Annotated in this window: 18 protein-coding genes; 8 read left to right on the top strand and 10 right to left on the bottom strand. The window is 57.8% G+C overall.

Annotated features, from left to right (window positions below; all coding sequences use genetic code 11):
• Positions 1 to 105: 105 nt before the first annotated feature.
• From nudK to RT657_RS15465, 3 genes are all read right to left on the bottom strand, one after another.
• Positions 106 to 684 (bottom strand): GDP-mannose pyrophosphatase NudK, encoded by a 579-nt coding sequence (gene nudK, locus RT657_RS15475; protein WP_313655505.1) that lies wholly within the window; start codon positions 682 to 684, stop codon positions 106 to 108.
• Positions 685 to 827: 143 nt separating this feature from the next.
• Positions 828 to 2,324 (bottom strand): L-asparagine permease, encoded by a 1,497-nt coding sequence (ansP, locus tag RT657_RS15470; RefSeq protein WP_313655504.1) that lies wholly within the window; start codon positions 2,322 to 2,324, stop codon positions 828 to 830.
• 279 nt (positions 2,325 to 2,603) lie between these two features.
• Positions 2,604 to 2,876: a YdgH/BhsA/McbA-like domain containing protein gene (locus RT657_RS15465; RefSeq protein WP_313655503.1), complete on the bottom strand. Its 273-nt coding sequence runs from the start codon at positions 2,874 to 2,876 to the stop codon at positions 2,604 to 2,606.
• Between the two features lie 262 nt (positions 2,877 to 3,138).
• Between RT657_RS15465 and narQ the strand changes: the two genes are divergently transcribed.
• The 6 genes from narQ to RT657_RS15435 all read left to right on the top strand — a co-directional run bounded on the left by narQ (position 3,139) and on the right by RT657_RS15435 (position 11,133).
• A complete protein-coding gene (narQ, locus tag RT657_RS15460; RefSeq protein ID WP_313655502.1) occupies positions 3,139 to 4,827 on the top strand; it encodes a nitrate/nitrite two-component system sensor histidine kinase NarQ in 1,689 nt (562 codons plus the stop codon).
• A gap of 110 nt (positions 4,828 to 4,937) precedes the next feature.
• Entirely contained in the window at positions 4,938 to 5,567 is a 630-nt protein-coding gene (narL, locus tag RT657_RS15455; RefSeq protein ID WP_313655501.1) for a two-component system response regulator NarL, read from the top strand.
• A gap of 167 nt (positions 5,568 to 5,734) precedes the next feature.
• Positions 5,735 to 8,851, top strand: a complete 3,117-nt coding sequence (acrD, locus tag RT657_RS15450; protein WP_313655499.1) for a multidrug efflux RND transporter permease AcrD — start codon at positions 5,735 to 5,737, stop codon at positions 8,849 to 8,851.
• A 573-nt stretch (positions 8,852 to 9,424) separates the two neighbouring features.
• Positions 9,425 to 9,793, top strand: coding sequence for an ArsC family reductase (locus RT657_RS15445; protein ID WP_313655497.1), 369 nt, complete (start codon positions 9,425 to 9,427; stop codon positions 9,791 to 9,793).
• A 1-nt stretch (position 9,794) separates the two neighbouring features.
• Positions 9,795 to 10,922 (top strand): succinyl-diaminopimelate desuccinylase, encoded by a 1,128-nt coding sequence (dapE, locus tag RT657_RS15440; protein WP_313655496.1) that lies wholly within the window; start codon positions 9,795 to 9,797, stop codon positions 10,920 to 10,922.
• 22 nt (positions 10,923 to 10,944) lie between these two features.
• The gene (locus tag RT657_RS15435) at positions 10,945 to 11,133 is read left to right on the top strand and encodes a YpfN family protein (protein WP_111139338.1); all 189 of its coding nucleotides are present in this window, start codon (positions 10,945 to 10,947) and stop codon (positions 11,131 to 11,133) included.
• Positions 11,134 to 11,165: 32 nt separating this feature from the next.
• Here RT657_RS15435 and ypfH read toward each other — a convergent pair whose 3' ends face one another.
• The 6 genes from ypfH to dapA all read right to left on the bottom strand — a co-directional run bounded on the left by ypfH (position 11,166) and on the right by dapA (position 17,686).
• On the bottom strand, positions 11,166 to 11,846 hold the full coding sequence (gene ypfH / locus RT657_RS15430) for an esterase (protein WP_313655495.1): 681 nt from the start codon (positions 11,844 to 11,846) through the stop codon (positions 11,166 to 11,168).
• Between the two features lie 73 nt (positions 11,847 to 11,919).
• A complete protein-coding gene (locus RT657_RS15425) occupies positions 11,920 to 13,908 on the bottom strand; it encodes a GNAT family N-acetyltransferase (protein ID WP_313655544.1) in 1,989 nt (662 codons plus the stop codon).
• Complete coding sequence (locus RT657_RS15420; protein WP_313655494.1) at positions 13,908 to 14,777, bottom strand: neutral zinc metallopeptidase; 870 nt, start codon at positions 14,775 to 14,777, stop codon at positions 13,908 to 13,910. Before RT657_RS15420 ends, RT657_RS15425 begins: the two co-directional genes overlap by 1 nt.
• 125 nt (positions 14,778 to 14,902) lie before the next feature.
• Positions 14,903 to 15,616: a phosphoribosylaminoimidazolesuccinocarboxamide synthase gene (gene purC / locus RT657_RS15415; RefSeq protein WP_313655492.1), complete on the bottom strand. Its 714-nt coding sequence runs from the start codon at positions 15,614 to 15,616 to the stop codon at positions 14,903 to 14,905.
• Positions 15,617 to 15,761: 145 nt separating this feature from the next.
• Positions 15,762 to 16,793, bottom strand: coding sequence for an outer membrane protein assembly factor BamC (bamC, locus tag RT657_RS15410; RefSeq protein ID WP_313655491.1), 1,032 nt, complete (start codon positions 16,791 to 16,793; stop codon positions 15,762 to 15,764).
• A 14-nt stretch (positions 16,794 to 16,807) separates the two neighbouring features.
• A complete protein-coding gene (gene dapA / locus RT657_RS15405; protein ID WP_128086592.1) occupies positions 16,808 to 17,686 on the bottom strand; it encodes a 4-hydroxy-tetrahydrodipicolinate synthase in 879 nt (292 codons plus the stop codon).
• Between the two features lie 143 nt (positions 17,687 to 17,829).
• On the opposite strand from dapA, the gene RT657_RS15400 reads away from it, so the two are divergent.
• Positions 17,830 to 18,411, top strand: coding sequence for a glycine cleavage system transcriptional repressor (locus tag RT657_RS15400; RefSeq protein WP_313655490.1), 582 nt, complete (start codon positions 17,830 to 17,832; stop codon positions 18,409 to 18,411).
• 154 nt (positions 18,412 to 18,565) lie between these two features.
• A complete protein-coding gene (bcp, locus tag RT657_RS15395) occupies positions 18,566 to 19,033 on the top strand; it encodes a thioredoxin-dependent thiol peroxidase (RefSeq protein ID WP_111139330.1) in 468 nt (155 codons plus the stop codon).
• Between the two features lie 64 nt (positions 19,034 to 19,097).
• On the opposite strand, the gene RT657_RS15390 is transcribed toward bcp, so the two are convergent.
• Positions 19,098 to 20,663, bottom strand: a complete 1,566-nt coding sequence (locus RT657_RS15390) for a sensor domain-containing diguanylate cyclase (RefSeq protein WP_313655489.1) — start codon at positions 20,661 to 20,663, stop codon at positions 19,098 to 19,100.
• Positions 20,664 to 20,686 lie beyond the last annotated feature (23 nt).

Here is a 20,686-nt window from a genome sequence, read left to right as displayed (position 1 = left end):
TCGCAATCTGTGAACCGGTGCAAAAAGCGCAGTTAACTGCTTAAAAAGCGTGCATAACAGGATTAGGTTCTGTTTCCGCCCTGCTCTGCACAATCACCGGCCCAGTCAGGGCGTCAGCCAGCCCGCGATCAGCGCATGCTGTAACAGCATGACCGTTTTGCCATCGCAGATACGGCCATCAGCGACCATCGCCAGCGCGTCAGGAAAACGCAGCTCCAGCACCTCTATCGCCTCATCGTCGACGCCCCCGCCTGCATTCTCGCGCAGCGATTCGTGATATTCGGCAGCAAAAAAGTGGATCAGCTCCGTCACGCCGCCCGGCGACATGTAGCAGGCATAGAGCTTCTCCACCTCGCCCACCGCATAACCGGTTTCTTCGATCGCCTCTTTGCGGATGCAATCTTCCGGAGAGTCATCGTCCAGCAGACCGGCACAGGCTTCGATCAGCATGCCGCTGTCGTTTCCGTTAACATAGGTGGCGATGCGGAACTGGCGCGTCAGTACCACGCTGTTCTTTTCACGGTTATAGAGCAGAATGGTCGCCCCGTTTCCGCGATCGTAAACCTCACGCTTATGGCGGATCGGTTCCCCCCGTCGGTCGGTAATGTCGTAGGTGTAGTTGCGCAGCACAAACCAGTTTTCAGACAGGAGTTTGTCTTTGATGATGTTGATCTTAAACGACACGATGACTCCGCTACCGCATAAAGGGAGCCTTTCATCATAGGGGGTGGCAGGCGGGAAAACTATCCTATTTTCGTCTATAGCGTGGCGAATTACGGCCATAAAAAAGGCCAGCCCGAGGGCTGACCTGATTACGGCAGGGCCGATCAGCGTGAGATGTCGTCAGCCAGCTGCGCAGGCTTCGCATCCTCTTCGTGATGATCGTGTTCTGTCGCGGCAATCGCGTTCACCCGTTTACGCACACCGAACCATCCCAGCACCAGTACGACGGCAATCAGCGGAATGGAGGCGATGGTATAGGTGCCGTTCGGATAGTCAAACGCCATCAGTACCAGCACGCTGAACAGGAACAACAGCGTCAGCCATGAGGTAAACGGCGCGCCCGGTAGCTTGAAGCTGACATCGTCCGCCTTGCCCTCTTTGATCGCTTTGCGCAGACGCAGCTGGCAGACCACGATAAAGGCCCATGAAGAGATGATGCCCAGCGAAGCGATGTTCAGGACGATCTCAAACACCTGAGAAGGCACGTAGTAGTTCAGCACCACACCGATCACGTAGACGCAGATGGTGACCAGAATACCCGCGTAAGGCACCTGCTGACCGTTCATCTTTGACATGAATTTCGGCGCAGAACCGCCCATCGACATGGAGCGCAGGATACGTCCGGTTGAATAGAGGCCTGAGTTAAGGCTGGAGAGCGCCGCGCTCAGCACCACGATGTTCATGATGCTGCCGATGTAAGGCACGCCAAGCTTTGAGAAGAAGGTCACGAACGGACTCTGACCCGCCTGGTAGGCGTTCCACGGCAGCAGCAGCACCAGCAGAACAACTGAACCCACATAGAACAGGCCGATACGCCAGATTACGCTGTTGATCGCCTTCGGCAGCATGGTTTCGGGGTCTTTACACTCCCCTGCAGCCGTGCCCACCAGCTCGATAGAGGCAAAAGCGAACACCACGCCCTGGATCAGAACCAGCGCAGGCAGCAAGCCGTGAGGGAACAGACCGCCATTATCAGTGATCAGATGGAAGCCGGTGCTGTTACCATCCAGTGGTTTGCCGGTGCCCAGGAATACGACGCCCACCACCAGGAATACCACAATCGCCAGCACTTTGATCAGCGCGAACCAGAACTCCATCTCGGCGAACCACTTCACGCCGATCATGTTCATGGTGCCCACAATTGCCAGCGCCCCCAGCGCAAAGACCCACTGTGGCACATCGCCAAACGCGCCCCAGTAGTGCATGTAGAGCGCCACCGCAGTGATGTCGACGATGCCGGTCATTGCCCAGTTGACGAAATACATCCAGCCCGCCACGTAGGAGGCCTTCTCACCCAGGAACTCACGGGCATAAGACACGAAGCTGCCACTGCTCGGACGGTGTAACACCAGTTCGCCCAGCGCGCGCAGAATAAAGAAGGAGAAAATGCCACAGACCAGATAGATAATGGCTAATGCAGGGCCGGCAGCCTGTAAACGGCCACCTGCGCCCAGGAACAAACCGGTACCGATGGCACCGCCGATCGCAATCATCTGTACATGACGGTTACCCATCGCTTTCTGGTAACCGGCATCATGAGAGTTGAGCCAGCGTCGTTTCGCAGCGCGCATCTCGCTTGGGGTTTTCTTTTTAGATTTCATAGCATTCCTGTTTGTCCGAACCATCAGTCGTTGCCACCCCAGCGCAGGCGTAATGCCCTGTGAAATGAGGTGATTTCCTCTGTGCGTTGGCCTGTGAGTGAGGGCCAGGTAACGCGGGAATTTACGGCGATGAATCCTACCCGTTCTGCAAGAACGAAGCAAAATATACCGGGCGGATGCACAGGCTGATTTGTAAGAATCCATCCTGATGCACAAAAACAAAAAAACCGGCCAATTCAGGCCGGTAAACGCTACAGGGATGGAAACAGGAAGGCGGACTTAGCGGTAAACCTCTGCGGTGCCGCTCCAGAGGCTGGAGTCGCCGGGATTATCGACACCGATGACACGGTAGTGGCTGGCGCCCATCTCTTCCGCTTTTTGCGACAACTGGCGGCTGGCATCATCCAGCGAGCCACGAACGCCGGATACGGATACGCTGCCGATGCTCTGCATGTTCTGCGCCTGAGAAGGATCGACCGGCGCAGCAGCAAATGTACCAAATGAGGTGGCAGCCAGGAGTGCGCCCGCCAGTGCAACAGTCAGTTTTTTCATTGGATGCTCCTTAATCTGCATTCGGGGAGTCGGGTACTCAGTAATGACTGGAGAAATTATTGGCGCTGCAATGAAAAGCAACATCAGACTGATGTAAAACTGTTCTTTTTTTAACCACTGAACCGCAGCCATTCCTGGGAACTGTCAGTTGCGGTCATTTTATATGCGATGTGTAACGCCCTGTGCGATAAACAGGGCATGGATCATTGGCGTGACGTGACGGCACTCTTATAATTCCCGCACTTCAAACAGGGCTATTCATGTGATTGTTAAACGTTCCGTAACTCAAAGCATCGCTCAGGCGCTCATCGCCATTGTTCTGCTGTCGCTGCTGACGACCGGCCTGGCACTCATCACACTGCTCAGCAGCCAGCGTGATGCTGAGGCAATCAATCTGGCGGGCTCCCTGCGTATGCAAAGCTATCGCATGGCCTGGGATGCCAGCCGTCAGCCGCAGAACCTGCCTGACCATCTGGTGCGCTATCAGCAGACGCTGGATGCGCCAGTGCTGCAGAAACTGGATCACCCCTGGGTGCCCCGTGAAGTAAGCATTCGCTATCAGCGACTGCGCGCCGCGTGGCCCGTGCTGCAGAAACAGTTACAGCAGGGCAACATCATGGATTACGAGCAGCAGATCCCGATCTACGTCAGTGAAATCGACCGCTTTGTACTGGGCCTGCAACGCTATACCGAACTGAAGATGCATCTGGTAGCCGCCAGCAGCCTGGCGGGGGTGATTGCGATTGTGGCGCTGGCACTGATGACGATTCGTTTTACCCGCCAGCAGGTGGTGCGCCCGCTGAATGCGCTGGTTACGGCCAGCCGCTATGTTGAGAGCGGCAATTTTGCGTTTCCGCCGCTGCAGGTCGAGCAGCAGAATGAACTGCGGGTGCTCTCTCACGCCTTTAGCGGCATGGCGGCACGTCTGCACTCGCACTATCAGCTGCTGGAAAGCACGGTACGCACCAAAACGGAAGAGCTGACTGAGGCCAATCGCACCCTGTCGCTGCTTTATGAAAGCTCGCAGAGGCTGACCGCCAGCCCGCTGCATCCGGCGCTGTTTGAAGCAGTGTTAACCACAGTGCTGAAGCGCGAGAAGCTGACGGCTATCCGGATCGACAGCCCGCCGTTTTCCTTCTGCGCCGGTGATGAACAGTTTCCCGGCCAGTGGTATGCCTTGCCGTTACAGCAGGCCGGGCACCCGCCTGGCGAACTGCGCTGGCAGATCGCCGACCGCTCTCCGTCGGACGCGCTGATGCGCAGCCTGGCGGGAATGCTGGGAAGAACACTCTGGATTTGGCAGACACAACAGCAGTACCAGCAGATGCTGCTGATTGAAGAGCGCACCACGATCGCCCGTGAGTTACATGATTCGCTGGCGCAGTCCCTCTCCTTTTTACGCATCCAGCTGACGCTGCTGCGCCGCACAGTGAATAAAGAGGATTGCGCTGCGCACACCATTATTGCGGATTTCGACCAGGCGCTGGCCGACGCCTGTCGCCAGCTGCGTGAGCTGCTGACCACCTTCCGCCTCACCATCGAACAGGCAGATCTGGTCGCGGCGATGGAGGCGATGATCGCTTCGCTGCAGGAGAAAAGCGCCGCAGTAATCACATTCCGCCATCAGCATGGCCTCCGGAGCCTGGCAGCCCAGCAGCAGGTGCATGTTCTGCAGATTGCCCGTGAGGCGTTGCTGAATGCCATCCGGCACGCCAGCGCAAAGCGTATCCGGGTGGAGTATCAGCATAGTGAAAATGGTGAGCACTTACTGACGATTACAGATGACGGCATTGGTATCGACAGCACAGATGAACCACCCGGCCACTACGGACTGACGATTATGACGGAACGCGCCGAGCGGCTCGGGGGCGAGCTGACCATCGTTGCCCTGGAGTGCGGTACCCAGGTCAGGCTGCGCTTTCCAGCACAGCCTGCACGCGCACTGGAATAACGCGTCAGCGCAAGTTTTATTAAAACAATCCACGGGTTTCTGGCAGCCGAGGTTGCGGAACCGAACAGGCGGAGGGCCGCCAGTGTCTGAAACCGATAAAAGGAGAAACTATGCAACAGCCTGCTTTGACCCTGATGATTGTGGATGACCATCCGCTGATGCGCCGCGGTGTGCGTCAGCTGCTGACGCTGGCGCCCCGATTAACGGTCATCGCTGAAGCCAGCAATGGCACCGAGGCGCTGGCAGAGGCGCGCCGTCAGGAGCCCGACCTTATTCTGCTCGATCTGAACATGAAAGGCATGTCCGGTCTGGATACGCTGAAGGCGCTGCGTCACGATGGCATTCATTCACGCATTCTGGTGCTGACGGTTTCCGACGCACGCAGCGATATTTTTGCCATGGTGGATGCCGGGGCCGATGGCTATCTGCTTAAAGATTGCGAGCCCGATATTTTGCTGGAACATATCCTTCAGGCTTCGCGTGGTGAAAAGGTCTTCAGCGAAAGCGTCGCCAGCTATCTGGCCCAACGCCCGCACAGCACCGATCCACTGCGTCAGCTCACCGAACGTGAGCAGGATGTTCTGCAGGAGGTGGCGCGCGGCCTGTCAAACAAGGAGATTGCCGCCAATCTGCATATCTCAGAAGAGACCGTCAAAGTGCATATCCGCAACCTGCTGCGCAAGCTGGATGTCCGCTCACGGGTGGCGGCCACGGTGATGTGGCTGGAAAGCCGCAAATAGCCAACGAATTTACATTTTCTCCTCAATTTCTCCACGATTTCCCCCGCCGCCGCACGTAGAGTAAATGGCGGAGATGAATCGTGGCAAAGACCATGCGATTGTCTGCCAGTGCGCCCGTGGCTGGTGGGGCTGACCGATGACAATAAGTACTGAGGAGTGTCGATTTAATGTCGAATTTCTTTATCGACCGCCCCATCTTTGCCTGGGTGCTGGCGATTCTGCTCTGCCTGTGCGGGCTGCTGTCGATCATGTCGCTGCCTGTGGAACAGTATCCCGACCTGGCGCCGCCCAACGTGCGGATCACCGCTAACTATCCAGGCGCGTCAGCCCAGACGCTGGAAAATACGGTTACTCAGGTGATTGAGCAGAACATGACCGGCATCGATAACCTGATGTATATGTCGTCGAACAGCAGCAACACTGGCCAGGCGCAAATCACTCTCACCTTCCGTGCCGGCACGAATCCTGATGAAGCCCGTCAGCAGGTGCAGAATCAGCTGCAGTCGGCGCTGCGTAAACTGCCGCAGGCGGTGCAGTCACAGGGCGTCACGGTCAATAAAACCGGCGACAGCAACATTCTGATGGTGGCTTTTGTCTCCACGGACGGCAGCATGGATAAGCAGGATATTTCAGACTATGTGGCCAGTAATATCCAGGATCCGCTGAGCCGCATCGACGGCGTTGGCCAGGTGGACGCTTACGGCTCGCAGTATGCGATGCGCATCTGGCTCGATCCCAACAAACTGATCGCCTACGCGCTGACCACCAGTGATGTGGTCAGCGCCATACAGTCGCAGAACAGTCAGGTGGCCGTGGGTCAGGTCGGTGGCCTGCCGTCGGTGGAGAAGCAGGCGCTGAACGCCACGGTCAACGCTCAGTCGATGCTGCAGACCCCCGAGCAGTTCCGGGCGATTACCCTCAAAAACAATCCCGACGGTTCCGTGGTGACGCTGGGAGATGTCGCCAGCGTGGCGCTGGGCGCCGAGAAGTATGACTATCTGAGCCGCTACAACGGTCAGCCCGCCTCCGGTCTGGGCGTGAAGCTCGCGTCCGGCGCTAACGAAATGAACACCGACAAGCTGGTGCGGGCGCGCATCGAGGAGTTATCGCACTATTTCCCGCACGGGCTGGAAGCAAAAATTGCCTATGAAACCTCGCCATTCGTTAAGGCATCCATTACAGACGTGGTGAAGACGCTGCTGGAGGCAATCGTGCTGGTGTTCGGCGTGATGTATCTGTTTATGCAGAACTTCCGCGCCACCCTGATCCCGACAATCGCCGTGCCGGTGGTGCTGTTCGGCACCTTCAGCGTGCTCTACGCCTGCGGGTTCAGCATCAATACCCTGACCATGTTTGCCATGGTGCTGGCGATCGGGCTGCTGGTGGATGACGCCATCGTGGTGGTGGAAAACGTGGAACGTCTCATGCAGGAAGAGGGACTTTCGCCCCGCGCCGCCACACGAAAATCGATGGGCCAGATTCAGGGCGCGCTGGTCGGTATCGCGCTGGTGCTCTCTGCGGTGTTTGTGCCGATGGCGTTTTTCGGCGGCACCGTCGGGGCTATCTATCGCCAGTTCTCCATTACCATCGTCTCGGCGATGGTGCTCTCTGTGCTGGTGGCGATGATCCTGACGCCGGCGCTATGTGCCACACTGCTGAAACCGGTCGCCCAGGGCGAGCCGCATGCGCGGCGCGGCTTCTTCGGCTGGTTTAACCGTCACTTCAATCGCAATGCAGACCGCTATGAGCGCGGTGTGGCGGCGCTGCTGCGCCGGGGCGGTCGCTGGCTGCTGCTCTATCTCGCCCTTATCGGCCTGATGGCTTTTCTGTTTCTGCGTCTGCCCACCTCATTTTTGCCGCTGGAGGATCGTGGCGTCTTCCTGACACAGGTTCAGCTTCCGGCAGGCGCCACGCTTGAGCAGACCTCCAGCGTGGTGGCAAAGGTCGAGAACTACTACCTGACCAGAGAGAAAGCGAACGTGCTGTCGGTCTTCGCCACCATCGGCGCCGGTCCGGGTGGGAATGGACAGAACGTGGCGCGTCTGTTTGTGCGGCTAAAAGACTGGGAAGCGCGGCCTGGCGCCGATCGCACCTCTTTCGCGATTATTGAACGCGCGACCCGGGCGTTTCAGAAAATTACCGAGGCGCGGGTGATTGCCAGCAGCCCGCCCGCTATCACCGGCATGGGCAGCAGCTCCGGCTTTGATCTGCAACTGCAGGATCATGCGGGTATCGGACACACTCAGCTGATGGCGATGCGCGACCGGCTGCTGGAGATGGCCGGTAACGACAGGGCGCTGTCGCGGGTGCGCCACAATGGCCTTGATGACAGTCCGCAGCTGCAGATCGATGTGGATGCGCGTAAAGCCCAGGCGCTGGGTGTGTCGCTGGATACCATTAACGACACCCTGACCACCGCCTGGGGCTCCAGTTACGTCAACGACTTCCTGGATCGTGGCCGGGTGAAGAAGGTCTATGTGCAGGCCGCCGCTGAATTTCGCATGCTGCCGGATGACATCAACAAATGGTACGTGCGCAACAGCAGCGGCGGCATGGTGCCCTTCTCCGCCTTCGCCACCAGCCGCTGGGAGACCGGTTCACCGCGTCTTGAACGCTATAACGGCTACTCCTCACTGGAGATTGTCGGCGAAGCGGCCAGCGGCGTCAGCAGCGGCACGGCGATGGATGAGATGGAAAAGCTGGTGAACGCTCTGCCGCTGGGCGTCGGGTTCCAGTGGACCGGTGCCTCCTATCAGGAGCGGCTCTCCGGCTCCCAGGCGCCGGCGCTTTATGCCATTTCACTGCTGGTGGTGTTCCTCTGCCTGGCCGCACTGTATGAGAGCTGGTCCATCCCCTTCTCCGTCATGCTGGTCGTGCCGCTGGGGGTGGTCGGCGCACTGCTTGCCACCTGGATGCGCGGTCTGGAAAACGATGTTTACTTCCAGGTGGGCCTGCTGACCGTCGTAGGCCTGTCGGCCAAAAATGCCATTCTGATTGTGGAATTTGCCAACGAGATTAACAGCAAAGGCCGTGAGCTGGTGGAATCGACCCTGGAGGCGTCGCGTCAGCGTCTGCGGCCGATTCTGATGACCTCGCTGGCCTTTATCTTCGGGGTGCTGCCGATGGCCATCAGCAGCGGTGCAGGCTCCGGCAGTCAGCATGCCGTGGGAACCGGCGTGATGGGCGGAATGATCTCTGCCACCCTGCTGGCGATCTTTTTTGTGCCACTGTTCTTTGTGCTGGTCCGCCGTCGTTTCCCGCTGAAAGAGAAAGGGCACGATTAGTGCCTAAAAAAAAGCGGCCACTGAGATCAGTGACCGCCTTATTTCTGTGTGTGGTAAGAATTCCAGCAAGCGGGATGGTCCTGCTTTTTTCAGAGCGTGTTACTTATTACGTAACATCGCTTCGATAAATTCTTTCCAGGTTCCCATTTCGGTGTCAATCATCATGCCCTCTCTTATTGTGATGGCTATGTTACGCCCTTTTTTTAATCAGGTGAATACGGTTACACCTGTTAATGTTATCGGCAGCGGGTCAGAAAACATGAATGTTGCTGATTTTGTAAGCTGACGCACATTTCAGCAACCTTATGAGGTAACTGAAGTTATTTTTTTTAAGCTCAGCGGTAGACGATTTTTTCAACATAGCGAAATTCTTAATACAGCAATGATGAGCTGTGAAATGATTGCGAATGAAATTGATAGCGTTTACCCGCAGAACGACGCCGTATGTCTGCGGGTTTATTTTGGCTCATTTGCCGCGCCCGCATAGATGCCGCAACGGATCACACTATGCTAAACTCGCGCACTGGCTGCTTTTTTCAGCTTAATGCTTTACATGACAATAAGGATCAGGCGATGTGCACGCAGTGGGTGATGTTCGGAATTAAAAATTGCGACACCATTAAAAAAGCCCGGCGTTTTTTAACGGCGGCGGGTATCGACTATCACTTTCACGACTATCGTGCCGATGGGCTGAGCGAAGCCCTGCTGCAGGAATTTATTGAAGCGCTGGGCTATCAGGCGCTGCTCAACACCCGCGGCACGACTTGGCGCAAACTGCCTGAGGCTGAGCGTGAAGCCGTCACCGACGCCAGCAGCGCCCGTACGCTGATGCTGGCCCATCCTGCCATGATCAAGCGCCCCCTGTTGCGCACTCCGGATGGCACCCTGCTCGCCGGTTTTAGCGAAGCCACCTATCAGAATGCTATTCAGGAGAAGTCATAATATGTTTTGCCCGGTCATTGAGCTGACGCAGCAGCTTATTCGTCGCCCCTCTCTCAGCCCCGATGATGCCGGCTGTCAGGCTCTGCTGATCGCCCGTCTTGAAGCCATTGGTTTTAAGATAGAAACCATGAATATCGACGACACCCTGAACTTCTGGGCTACCCGGGGTGAAGGGGAAACGCTGGCATTTGCCGGCCACACCGATGTGGTGCCGCCAGGTGATGCCAGCCGCTGGATCAATCCACCGTTTGAACCCACCATCCGCGATGGCATGCTGTTTGGCCGTGGCGCTGCCGATATGAAAGGGTCGCTGGCGGCAATGGTCGTCGCGGCCGAACGCTTTGTGGCGGCGCGTCCGCATCACAGAGGACGCCTCGCCTTTATGATCACCTCGGATGAAGAGGCCAGCGGGGCCAACGGTACGGTGAAGGTCGTGGAACGGCTGATGGCGCGCCGGGAACGGCTCGATTACTGCCTGGTCGGTGAACCCTCCAGCACTGAAGTCGTCGGTGATGTAGTCAAGAATGGCCGCCGCGGTTCCATCACCGCCAACCTGACCATTCACGGTGTGCAGGGTCACGTCGCCTACCCACATCTGGCGGATAACCCGGTGCATCGCGCGATGCCTGCGCTGAATGAGCTGGTGGCGACCGAGTGGGATCAGGGGAACGAGTTCTTCCCGGCGACCAGCATGCAGATTGCCAACGTGCAGGCGGGCACCGGCAGCAACAATGTGATCCCCGGCGAGCTGTTTGTGCAGTTTAACTTCCGCTTCAGCACTGAACTGACTGATGAACTGATCCGTCAGCGGGTGGAAGCGCTGCTGGATCGTCACCAGCTGCGTTACACCATCGAGTGGAAACTCTCCGGTCAGCCTTTCCTGACCGCACGCGGCAAGCTGGTTGATGCCGTCGTGAGAGCCGTCGCGCACTATAATGAAATAAAGCCGCAGCTGCTGACCACGGGCGGCACCTCTGATGGCCGCTTTATCGCCCGGATGGGTGCGCAGGTAGTGGAACTGGGGCCGGTGAATGCCACCATTCATAAAATCAATGAGTGTGTGAAAGCCTCCGACCTGCAGATGCTGAGCCGGATGTACCAACGCATCATGGAACAACTGATCGCCTGATGGCGGTTTTAAGGAGCAGCAGATGGAATTTATTAAAGATTACTGGTGGATCCTGGTGATCCTGCTGATGGTTGGCGTGCTGATGAACGTCTATAAAGATCTGAAACGCATCGATCACAAAAAGTTTATGGAGAATAAACCGGATCTGCCGCCGCATCGTGATTTCAACGATAAGTGGGATGATGAAGACGACTGGCCGAAGAAGAAGTAAAACAAGAAGCCCCTGCCATGCAGGGGCTTTTTTTACATCATCGCGATCACGTCATCGTCGCCAGGTTTTGCGCCGCTCAGCGCTTCATCAAAGTAGCGTTTCGGCACCGTATAACGCAGATGGTTAAGCGCCAGCTCCATGCTGCGATGGTCAATAGCGTGTTCCAGATCGTCGACGATATCCAGCGTCACGTCGCCACCGCGGGCGATCAAGCGCTGCTCCGCCTGCTGTGCATGATAAAGCGGGATCTGCTCATCATAATCACCATGAATCAGATGGATGGTGATGCGGGTGCTGGCCTTTTCCGGCAGCGTAATGAACCGCCCGTTAAAGATCACCGCACGGCTCGCCAGGTCGGCGTGCGCCTTGACCCCTTCAAGCACCATACTGCCGCCCTGCGAAAAGCCGATTAAGGCTGTCGCCTCCGGCCGCACGCCACTCTTTTTCTGCCAGTGACGCACCGACTCCATAAATTGCGGCATCGCCGCATCCACCCGCTGCTGGATAGTCTGATCGTGCAGGTCCGTTTCGCCAAACCACTGACGCCCGGCGCCCGGCGAGCCGACGGAGACCACCAGCGCGTCCGGGAAGATCCTGGCAAACCAGCTGCCGATTTCACCCATTGAATCAGGATTATCGCCGACCCCGTGGTAGAGCAGAAAAAGCTGAGCGGTGATAGCAGGCTGTTGAACGATTACATATTTCAGTGTCATGTTGACCTCCTGAAGCCACTCTACGCTGCCTAACGCAAAATGACAGGGCGATTATTTGAACCCGATGGTCGAATTATTTCAACGGCAGGCAGAGTCGATCCGCCGTCACGCCCAGGGCATGGAGTCCGGCTGCGGCCCGCTGGCGCAGCGCGGCGATCAGCGCTTTGCGTCCGCTGAGGCCCGCCTGTTGAGCCAGCGGGCTGAGCGCGTCAGGGGTTTTTACCGCCGCCGCCAGCAGCGGGTCGGGCACGACAACGGCCTCAACCAGGCGCTGCAGTACCGGCAGGCTCGCTTCCAGTGGCCGCTGCGCCCAGGCAAATCCAGCGGCCAGCTGAATATCCTGGGTGGTCAGGCCCTCGTCAGCGACCGCTTCCAGCGCCAGTTCCAGATCAATAATGTGCCGCATCCGTGGCCAGTCGCGCGCCAGTTGCGCGGCTGCGCGACGCTGCAACGCCTCGCCTGCCGCCGAACAGGGCCGTATCGCCATTGCGGCATAGCAGCCGCTGCTGGCTTCGCGCTGGGTGCCTATCCGCACCAGTGTAAAACCACAGGCGCGCCAGAAGGCCCAGAGTGAATGAGTGTAGCCGAAGCTGACGGAAAGATAGTCATGCCTGGTCGCGGCACTGGCGGCGGCCGCAACAAGCTGCTGACCAATGCCCTGACGACGGCTCTCCGCCGCCACGGCAATGCGGCTGATCCGCAGCGACCGCAGGGTCGCTGCCTCCGCCAGTCCCGCGTGCGCCGCCAGCGACTGCGCCACCAGATTACCCCGGGGTCGCCGGGTGCCTGCCCAGACGGCCTGTGCCAGATCCGGTTCAAGCCCGCCCTCCTCCACCAGCCAGAGCGCGCCCTGCAGGGCTGACAGCGTGCCAGCGCGCCACAGCTGCATACCGGGCGCATCCAGCAGGCGACGCAGATCCAGCGGCGAAGTGCGATAGTGTGCGCTGGTGAGCAGACGGTAAGCGGCATCCAGCGCACTGAAATCATCCTGCGCGACCCGCTGCGGCGTAACCGGCGCGGCGGATGCTGGTTCAGTCACCGCCGCATCCTCAAACAGCAGCGCCTGGTTCAGCCACTGCTCCAGCGGGTCGGCACGCGACCAGCGGAGCGGCTCATTTAGCGTGAAATAGTGCACGTTCTCAAGACCGGCGCAGAATTTCAGGATAAAGCCGCGCCCGCTGCCTTCGTAGCCCTGAACGGTAGTCGTCAGCAGCGTGCGGGGATAGCGGCTTACCAGCGCCTGCAGCAGCGGTGCCGGGATGGCCGCGGCCTCATCCACAATCAGCCACGCCGCCGCGGGTGGCGTCTCCAGCGCCAGCAGTGCATCCGGCGCCATAAAGTGAAACGCCTCCGCGGCAAAGGCAGCCAGTACCGTTGTGGAGGCTCTGGCGGGCGCCGTAACCAGACAGGCACCCGCCTGGCGCGCCAGCATGCCCGCCAGCGCCGATTTACCGCGGCCCCGGGCAGCGGTCAGCACCGCCACACCCGACGGCAGCGCCATCAGCTGGTCGAGTATCGCCTGCTGCTGCTGCGGCGCCTGACAGTGCCATTGCGGCCAGGCGGATTGGGGCGGAAAACGGCAGGGCTGATGCTGACGCGCCAGCAGGACCTGGTCGTCCGCCGTGATGCGCTGTTGCAGATGGTGGACAAAATGTGGCGTGACGATGGGGTCGGCGACATCTGCCCAGCGCAGGCTGTCGGCATCGGGCTGCTGCGCCCAGCGATCCCAGGGCGGCACCATGAGCAGGAGCCAGCTGCCGGCGGTAAGCGTACCGGCCAGCGCCGCGAACGCCTCGGCGTGAAAGCCGTGGCGGGCGTCAAACAGGGCATGACGAAACTCACGCCCGAGCAGCGTACGAACTGCCGCAGGCTGCACCTGCAGAGCCAGCGCGTCAGCCTGGTCCGCAAACAGCGGTGCCGGGCTGACGGTCAGCCAGTCCCCCGCGAGCGTGTTACGCCACGCTGTCGCCTGTGATAAACACCAGGCCGGGTCGCCGCTGATCACCGCCAGACGGCGTACACCGGCCTGTTCCATCTCCTGCGTCAGCTGCTGCAGAGACATCAGTTGCTGGCGAAGGTGTCGCACTGCCCCGGATTGCCCCCGTCAAATCCACGCTTAAACCAGGTGTAGCGCTGCTCTGAAGTACCGTGCGTAAAGCTGTCCGGCACGACGCGGCCCTGGCCTTTCTGCTGCAGACGGTCATCGCCAATTGCCTCGGCGGCATTCAGTGCTTCCTGCAGATCGCCCGCCTCAAGGATGTTTTGCTGCTGCATGTAGTGTCCCCAGACACCGGCAAAGCAGTCTGCCTGCAGCTCCATCTTCACAGAGAGCTGATTGACCTGTTTCTGACTGGCGCCCTGCTGCATCTCACGCACTTTCGGTTCAATACCCAGCAGCTTCTGAACATGATGGCCTACTTCATGCGCGATGACATAGCCCTGCGCAAAGTCGCCGCCCGCGCCGAGTTTGGTTTTCATCTCGTCATAGAAGGAGAGGTCGATATAGACGGTCTGATCGGCAGGACAGTAGAACGGCCCCATCACCGACTGTCCGGTGCCGCAGCCGGTGCGGGTTGCGCCACGGTACATCACCAGTTTGGGGGCGACATACTGTTTGTTCATCTGCTGGAACAGTTTGTCCCAGGTATCTTCGGTCGTCGCCAGGATCACTTTGGTGAATTTTGCGGCCTCTTCATCATTAGCACTGACGCTGCGCGTCTGCTGCTGCTGGCTGCCCGGTGCCACGTCGCCGCCCGTCAGCAGCGCGGTCAGGTCGTAACCGTAATAACCGGCCACGGCAACCACAATCAGCAGCACAATGCCGCCTTTGCCGCGCGGCAGACGAATCTGGCGGCCTCCGCCTCCAAAACCGGACGATTGACTACGACGGTCCTCTACATTGTCGCTTTCGCGACGCCCTTGCCAGCGCATGCTGTATTCCCTCAGACATTTTCAGATGGCATGATTTTAGTTGTGTGATGACGCAATCACCAGCTTTACGCCAAAATGAAAAAAGGAGAGCCGGGGCTCTCCTTTTGCTGTTGTGGGCAGCAGACTCAGTCGAGTGTGACACCCAGTCGCTGCGCGACCGCTTCATAGGCTTCCACCACGCCGCCGAGGCTCTGACGGAAACGGTCTTTGTCCATTTTGTCGAGCGTCTCTTTGTCCCACAGGCGCGCACCGTCTGGCGAAAACTCATCGCCCAGCGTCACTTCGCCGTTGAACAGACCAAACTCCAGCTTGAAGTCGACCAGAATCAGCCCTGCGTCGTCGAACAGTTTGCTCAGCACATCGTTGGCTTTAAAAGTCAGCTCCTGCATACGCGCCAGATTCTGTTTGCTGACCCAGCCAAAGGTTTCGCAGTAGGATTCGTTGATCATCGGGTCATGCTTTGCATCATCCTTCAGGAAAAGATCAAACAGCGGCGGATTGAGCACCATTCCCTCTTCCACGCCCAGACGTTTTACCAGCGAGCCTGCAGCACGATTACGCACCACGCACTCTACGGGTACCATCTCCAGTTTCTTCACCAGTGCTTCGGTATCCGACAGCAGCGCTTCCATCTGGGTCGGGATCCCCGCTTCCTGCAATCTGGTCATGATGAAGTGGTTAAATTTGTTGTTAACCATTCCTTTGCGATCAAACTGCTCGATTCGGGCGCCATCACCTGCTGACGTATCGTTGCGGAATTCGAGTATCAGCAGATCCGGGTTATCGGTGCTGTATACGGTTTTCGCTTTACCGCGATACAACTCAGCTCGCTTTTGCATCTTGTTCACTCCAGACTTGAAATAACGGGTGGTCAGCGGCCAGTGCCGCTGCGGCGATTGCCTTGACGCAATCGTTTACTTCGCCGCGCGCTATTATGCCAAAAACAAAAAAAAAAGGCCGGAGAATCTCCGGCCTGAGGCAACTTTATTTGTTCAGCGCCGCCTGGAACACGGCCACCAGCGCGTCGTTCTGCGACTGAGTCAGCACATGCCCTTTCGGGTCGATGAATTGCAGACTGGTGCGGTTGTCGAGATCGCCGACCTGCACCTTGTAATCGCCATTTGGCAATTCCGGATCTTTCGCGCCAATCGCATCCCAGTCGCTGCTGCTCAGTGACTTGTAGGTCACTTTCAGGCTGCCGGTTGAGCGGGTGGTATCCGTAACCTCCATCCCGACACGCTTCATGGCGTCCGGCAGACGCTGCCAGGCCACGTTGTACGGTGTGCGCAGGATGAGCATCGGCAGACCGGTATCATCCGCGCCACTCTGCACATCAATCGATCCGGTCACGCGGCCGGACGCTGCGTTTTCGCTGGCCGTTTCGATCTTATCCATACCGGTACTGAGATCGTTCAGCATCTGCGCGGTGTAACGCTGGATCTGCACTGGCGACGTAATGGTTTTACCCGCCTGCTGCAGTTCCAGCAGACGCACGATAACCTGCTGCTGATAGCTCTGCGACTGCACGCTGATCTGGTAACGACCCCGGTACTGCTGGTCTTCATCGGCGCGGTTCCACTGCACCCAGTCGGTCGTCAGCTGCTGGCCGGCGTCATTACGTGAAGCGATAGGGAACTTATAAGACTGCACCACGTTAACGAGCTGAGGCCAGACTGAACCCCGGCTGTTTTCGATCATCAGGGCGCCGCTGTTGTTGCTGAACTGCGCGCGGGTGCCGTTCATCAGCGCCAGCGGCTGGGCGGGCGGACGAATGTCAAGCTGTTTGCCGACTGGCGCCTGGCTGGTGGTGCGCGGCACGTCGTAGTCACCGCGCTGAACCGGCAGGATCATTCCGGCAGGCGCTTTAAGTTCGCTCAACTGGGTGGCTTCAAGATAAGATTCGTCGCCGCTGACCTGGCGCTTATAACGCTGATCGCTGGAACAGGCCGACAACAGCATCAGAGTAGAAAGCCCCACTACTGTGGCTACTGTTGACCGCTTTACTGAGTAATTCATTCAAACTCCCTAAATTATCGCAAACCCGCTTTCACCAGCGCCTGCTCCACTTTCGGCTGGCCGGCTGCAGTCAGTGGCGTCATTGGCAGACGCAGCGTGTCGTTAGCGATTAATCCTAGCTGTTTCGCAGCCCATTTCACCGGGATAGGATTGGGTTCACAGAAAAGCATCTGGTGCAGGTGCATCAGACGCTGATTCAGGCGGCGGGCCTCGACGAAATTGCCCTGCTGTGCGAGTTGACACAGTTCAGCCATTTCACGTGCTGCCACGTTAGCCGTCACCGAAATGACGCCTTTACCGCCCAGTTGCATAAAGTCCAGAGCAGTAGCGTCATCGCCACTGACCAGAATGAAATCGTCATCAACCAGCTCTTGGATCTGGCTAACCCGTGATAAGTTCCCGGTGGCCTCTTTGATTCCGATAATATTTTTGATTTCAGCCAGACGGGCGACGGTTTCCGGCAGCATGTCACAACCGGTGCGTGAAGGCACGTTGTAGAGCATCTGCGGCAGGCTGGTGCTGTTCGCGATGGCTTTAAAATGCTGGAACAACCCTTCCTGGGTCGGACGGTTATAATAAGGCGTGACGGTCAGACAGCCTACCACACCAGAATTTTCAAAACGCTTCGTCAGAGAGATGCCTTCCGCGGTGGCGTTGGCGCCGGTACCGGCAATCACCGGAATACGGCCATCGGCCAGCTCCAGGGTCAGCATCACCACATCACCATGTTCTTCATGGCTAAGGGTAGCGGATTCGCCTGTGGTGCCCACGGAAACGATCGCCGCGGTGCCGCTGGCGACATGATAATCAATCAGTTTTTTCAGACTCGACCGGCAGACATTACCGCTGTCATCCATTGGCGTAACGAGTGCAACAATACTTCCCGTAAACATTGGCGATCCCCTCGACAAACAAGTGCTTCATGGTACGTTTTACACTTAGGGAAAAGCAAGCCAGCCACGCTATTCCCGCGCTTGTCAGCAGTTTTTTTTATGTTTACCTTATGGTTATTAGCGAAAGCAGAGGAAAAGCCATTTTGTCGCCATCTCAGCCCCATCATCTGGTCATCACCGCACTCGGTGTTGACCGGCCGGGTATCGTCAATACCATTACCCGACACGTCAGCAGCTGCGGTTGCAATATCGAAGATAGCCGTCTTGCCATGCTTGGGGATGAGTTCACCTTTATTATGCTGCTGTCAGGTAGCTGGAACGCCATTACGCTGATTGAGTCGACGCTGCCGCTGAAAGGCGCAGAGCTGGAGCTGCTGATCGTGATGAAGCGCACCAATGCCCGGCTGCGACCACCCATGCCTGACACCGCGTTTATTCAGGTTGAGGTCGCTGATTCGCCGCATACTATCGAACGCTTTACCGATTTGATCGACAAACATCAGATGAATGTGGCGGAGCTGGTGTCGCGCATTACGCCCGCGCAACACGATTTGCCGCCGACGCTCTATATTCAAATGACAGCCCATAGCCCGACGCGAACCCGTGGCACGACGTTTGAGCAGGCCTTTAATGCGCTATGTCAGGAACTGAATGCTCAGGGGTCACTGCGCTTCTATAGCGCGTCAGATGCCGACAGCAGCGAATCTGTCAGCCCGGTACGCTAAGCTTTGGTCTGTAAACCGGCATTGTTTCTCCACTTTACTGGCGGCCAGGCGCGCGGCTATGTGGTGAAATACGCCGCAAAGGTTATTTAGCCTCTGGCCGTTTCTGGCCGGATAGTGTATTACCCACAGCCTGAATAAAAAATGGAGAGATGTGATGAATCCACTGAAAGCCGGAGATACCGCACCCGCATTTAGCCTGCCCGATCAGGATGGCGAACACGTGAATCTGACCGACTTCCAGGGACAGCGCGTTCTGGTTTACTTCTACCCGAAGGCGATGACACCGGGCTGCACCGTGCAGGCGTGCGGTCTGCGTGACAATATGGATGAGTTGAAAAAAGCGGGCGTGGAAGTGCTGGGTATCAGCACTGACAAACCAGAAAAACTGTCACGCTTTGCTGAAAAAGAGCTGCTGAACTTTACCCTACTCTCAGATGAAAACCATGAAGTCTGCCAGGCGTTTGGCGTCTGGGGTGAAAAAACGTTTATGGGGAAAACCTATGACGGTATTCATCGCATCAGCTTCCTGGTTGATGCTGAGGGCAAGGTTGAAAAAGTCTTTGATAACTTTAAAACCTCAAATCATCACGACATGGTGCTGGAGTACGTTAAGTCAGCCTGATGTTCAGGGGCACAGCAGCGTGGCTGCTGTGCCCTGCCTGCCCTTCGCTGTTTTTATGCTGCCTTCAGGATGCTGCGACAATGACGCAGTTTCGTCCGGCATTTTTCGCCTGATAAAGCGCTGCATCTGCCTGTTTTAAGCTGCCTTCCAGCCCGCCCTCCGTCGACCCGTTCCAGGCCGCCACGCCAATAGAAAGGGTGATCCTGCCGACATCGGTGAGCCATGCTTCGGCGATGCCCAGCCGCACACGTTCGGCGATGACCTGCGCCTCCTCCAGTGACGTGCCCGGCAGCAGCATCAGAAACTCCTCTCCGCCATTGCGGCATACCACATCAGAGTGACGGGCGCTGGCGCGCAGTGTGCTCGCCACCTGCTGAATGACCCGATCGCCTACGTCATGGCCCCAGCTGTCGTTAACGCTTTTGAAATGATCGATGTCCAGCGCCAGCACCGCAAAGGGCTGACGCAGCGTGCGGTAATACTCCAGCACCGCGTTCAGACCCCGGCGATTCAGCAACCGGGTCAGCGGGTCAGTCTGCACTTCTGAGTTGAGGCGACCAATCTTATCCTGCACCAGACCAATGCCGGTAAGCAGAGCCCGCTTAACCTGCGCAGCCTCGAAATACCACGCGGTGATGCCACCAATCTCTTTTGACACCCCCTGCGCATCCATCTGACTGGCTTTACGGGCTAGCTGGAAAAGCGGACGGGCAATCAGCCGCGCCAGCAACACGGCAACCAGCAGCGTCACCAGTGCTAAGGGGACCGAATTCTTCAGCACTTTCATTAACAGGCCCGAGAGCGGATTCAGCGTGGCATTGATCGGCTTGAGCGCCACTACCGTCCAGCCCGTAGTCGGCACCACCGCAAACCCGGCCAGCTGCATGGATTCCCCTGAGCCGCTGAGTATCAGCGAACCATTGGTCTGCTCATCATGCGGGCTGACGATAGCGGGCATAATTTTGCCAATCAGCTGACGATTCTGGTGATAGAGCACCTCATTATTGCTGTCGAGCACATAAACCGTGGTGCCATCCCGATAGAACTGCTCTCCCAGCAGCGTGTTCAGGATGCTTTTTTTCTTCAGATAGATCGTGCCGCCAACATAGCCAAGATAGTCACCTTCCCCACTCCAGACAGGCCAGGAGACAAACACCAGCAGGTTATTGGCAGCAGAAAGTGTCGGCTTACTGATGATCGGCTGCCGCAGAGTCAGTGCTTCCCGCGAGGCGTCGCTGGTAAGATGCATCCCCTGCAGCGTCAGTGATTCCGGGGAGATGGCTTTGACCATCCCCTGCGCATCCACCACCGCCACCGAGTTGAAACTGGTGGTCTGTTCACGCAGGCGGTTAACCTCGCTCTTCAGCAACGTTTCATTGTTAAAGTCACGACTCAGTTGACTGGCGCTGTAGTGGAGCTGAGACTGCGCCAGCTGAAAGAAAATTTCGCTGGTTGAGGCCAGCTTGGCAGCATAGGCCCGGTTAGCCTCGAGCGTGGTATCAATCAGCACCTGCCGCTGTACGCGCCAGGTGGCGTAGAGGGTGTTGGTCAGCGTGATGACGATGCTGGCAATCACCAGCAGGGCGATCAGATTGCGCAAATCGGCTTTAAGCCGAAAGAGCTTTAGCATGGCGTCGCCGCCCTGAAGAAGAG

It is taken from the genome of Pantoea sp. (assembly GCF_032114055.1).
Taxonomy (GTDB): domain Bacteria; phylum Pseudomonadota; class Gammaproteobacteria; order Enterobacterales; family Enterobacteriaceae; genus Pantoea.
The sequence above is the reverse complement of the archived record's forward strand: the minus strand, read 5'-3'. Positions and strand labels throughout refer to the sequence as shown.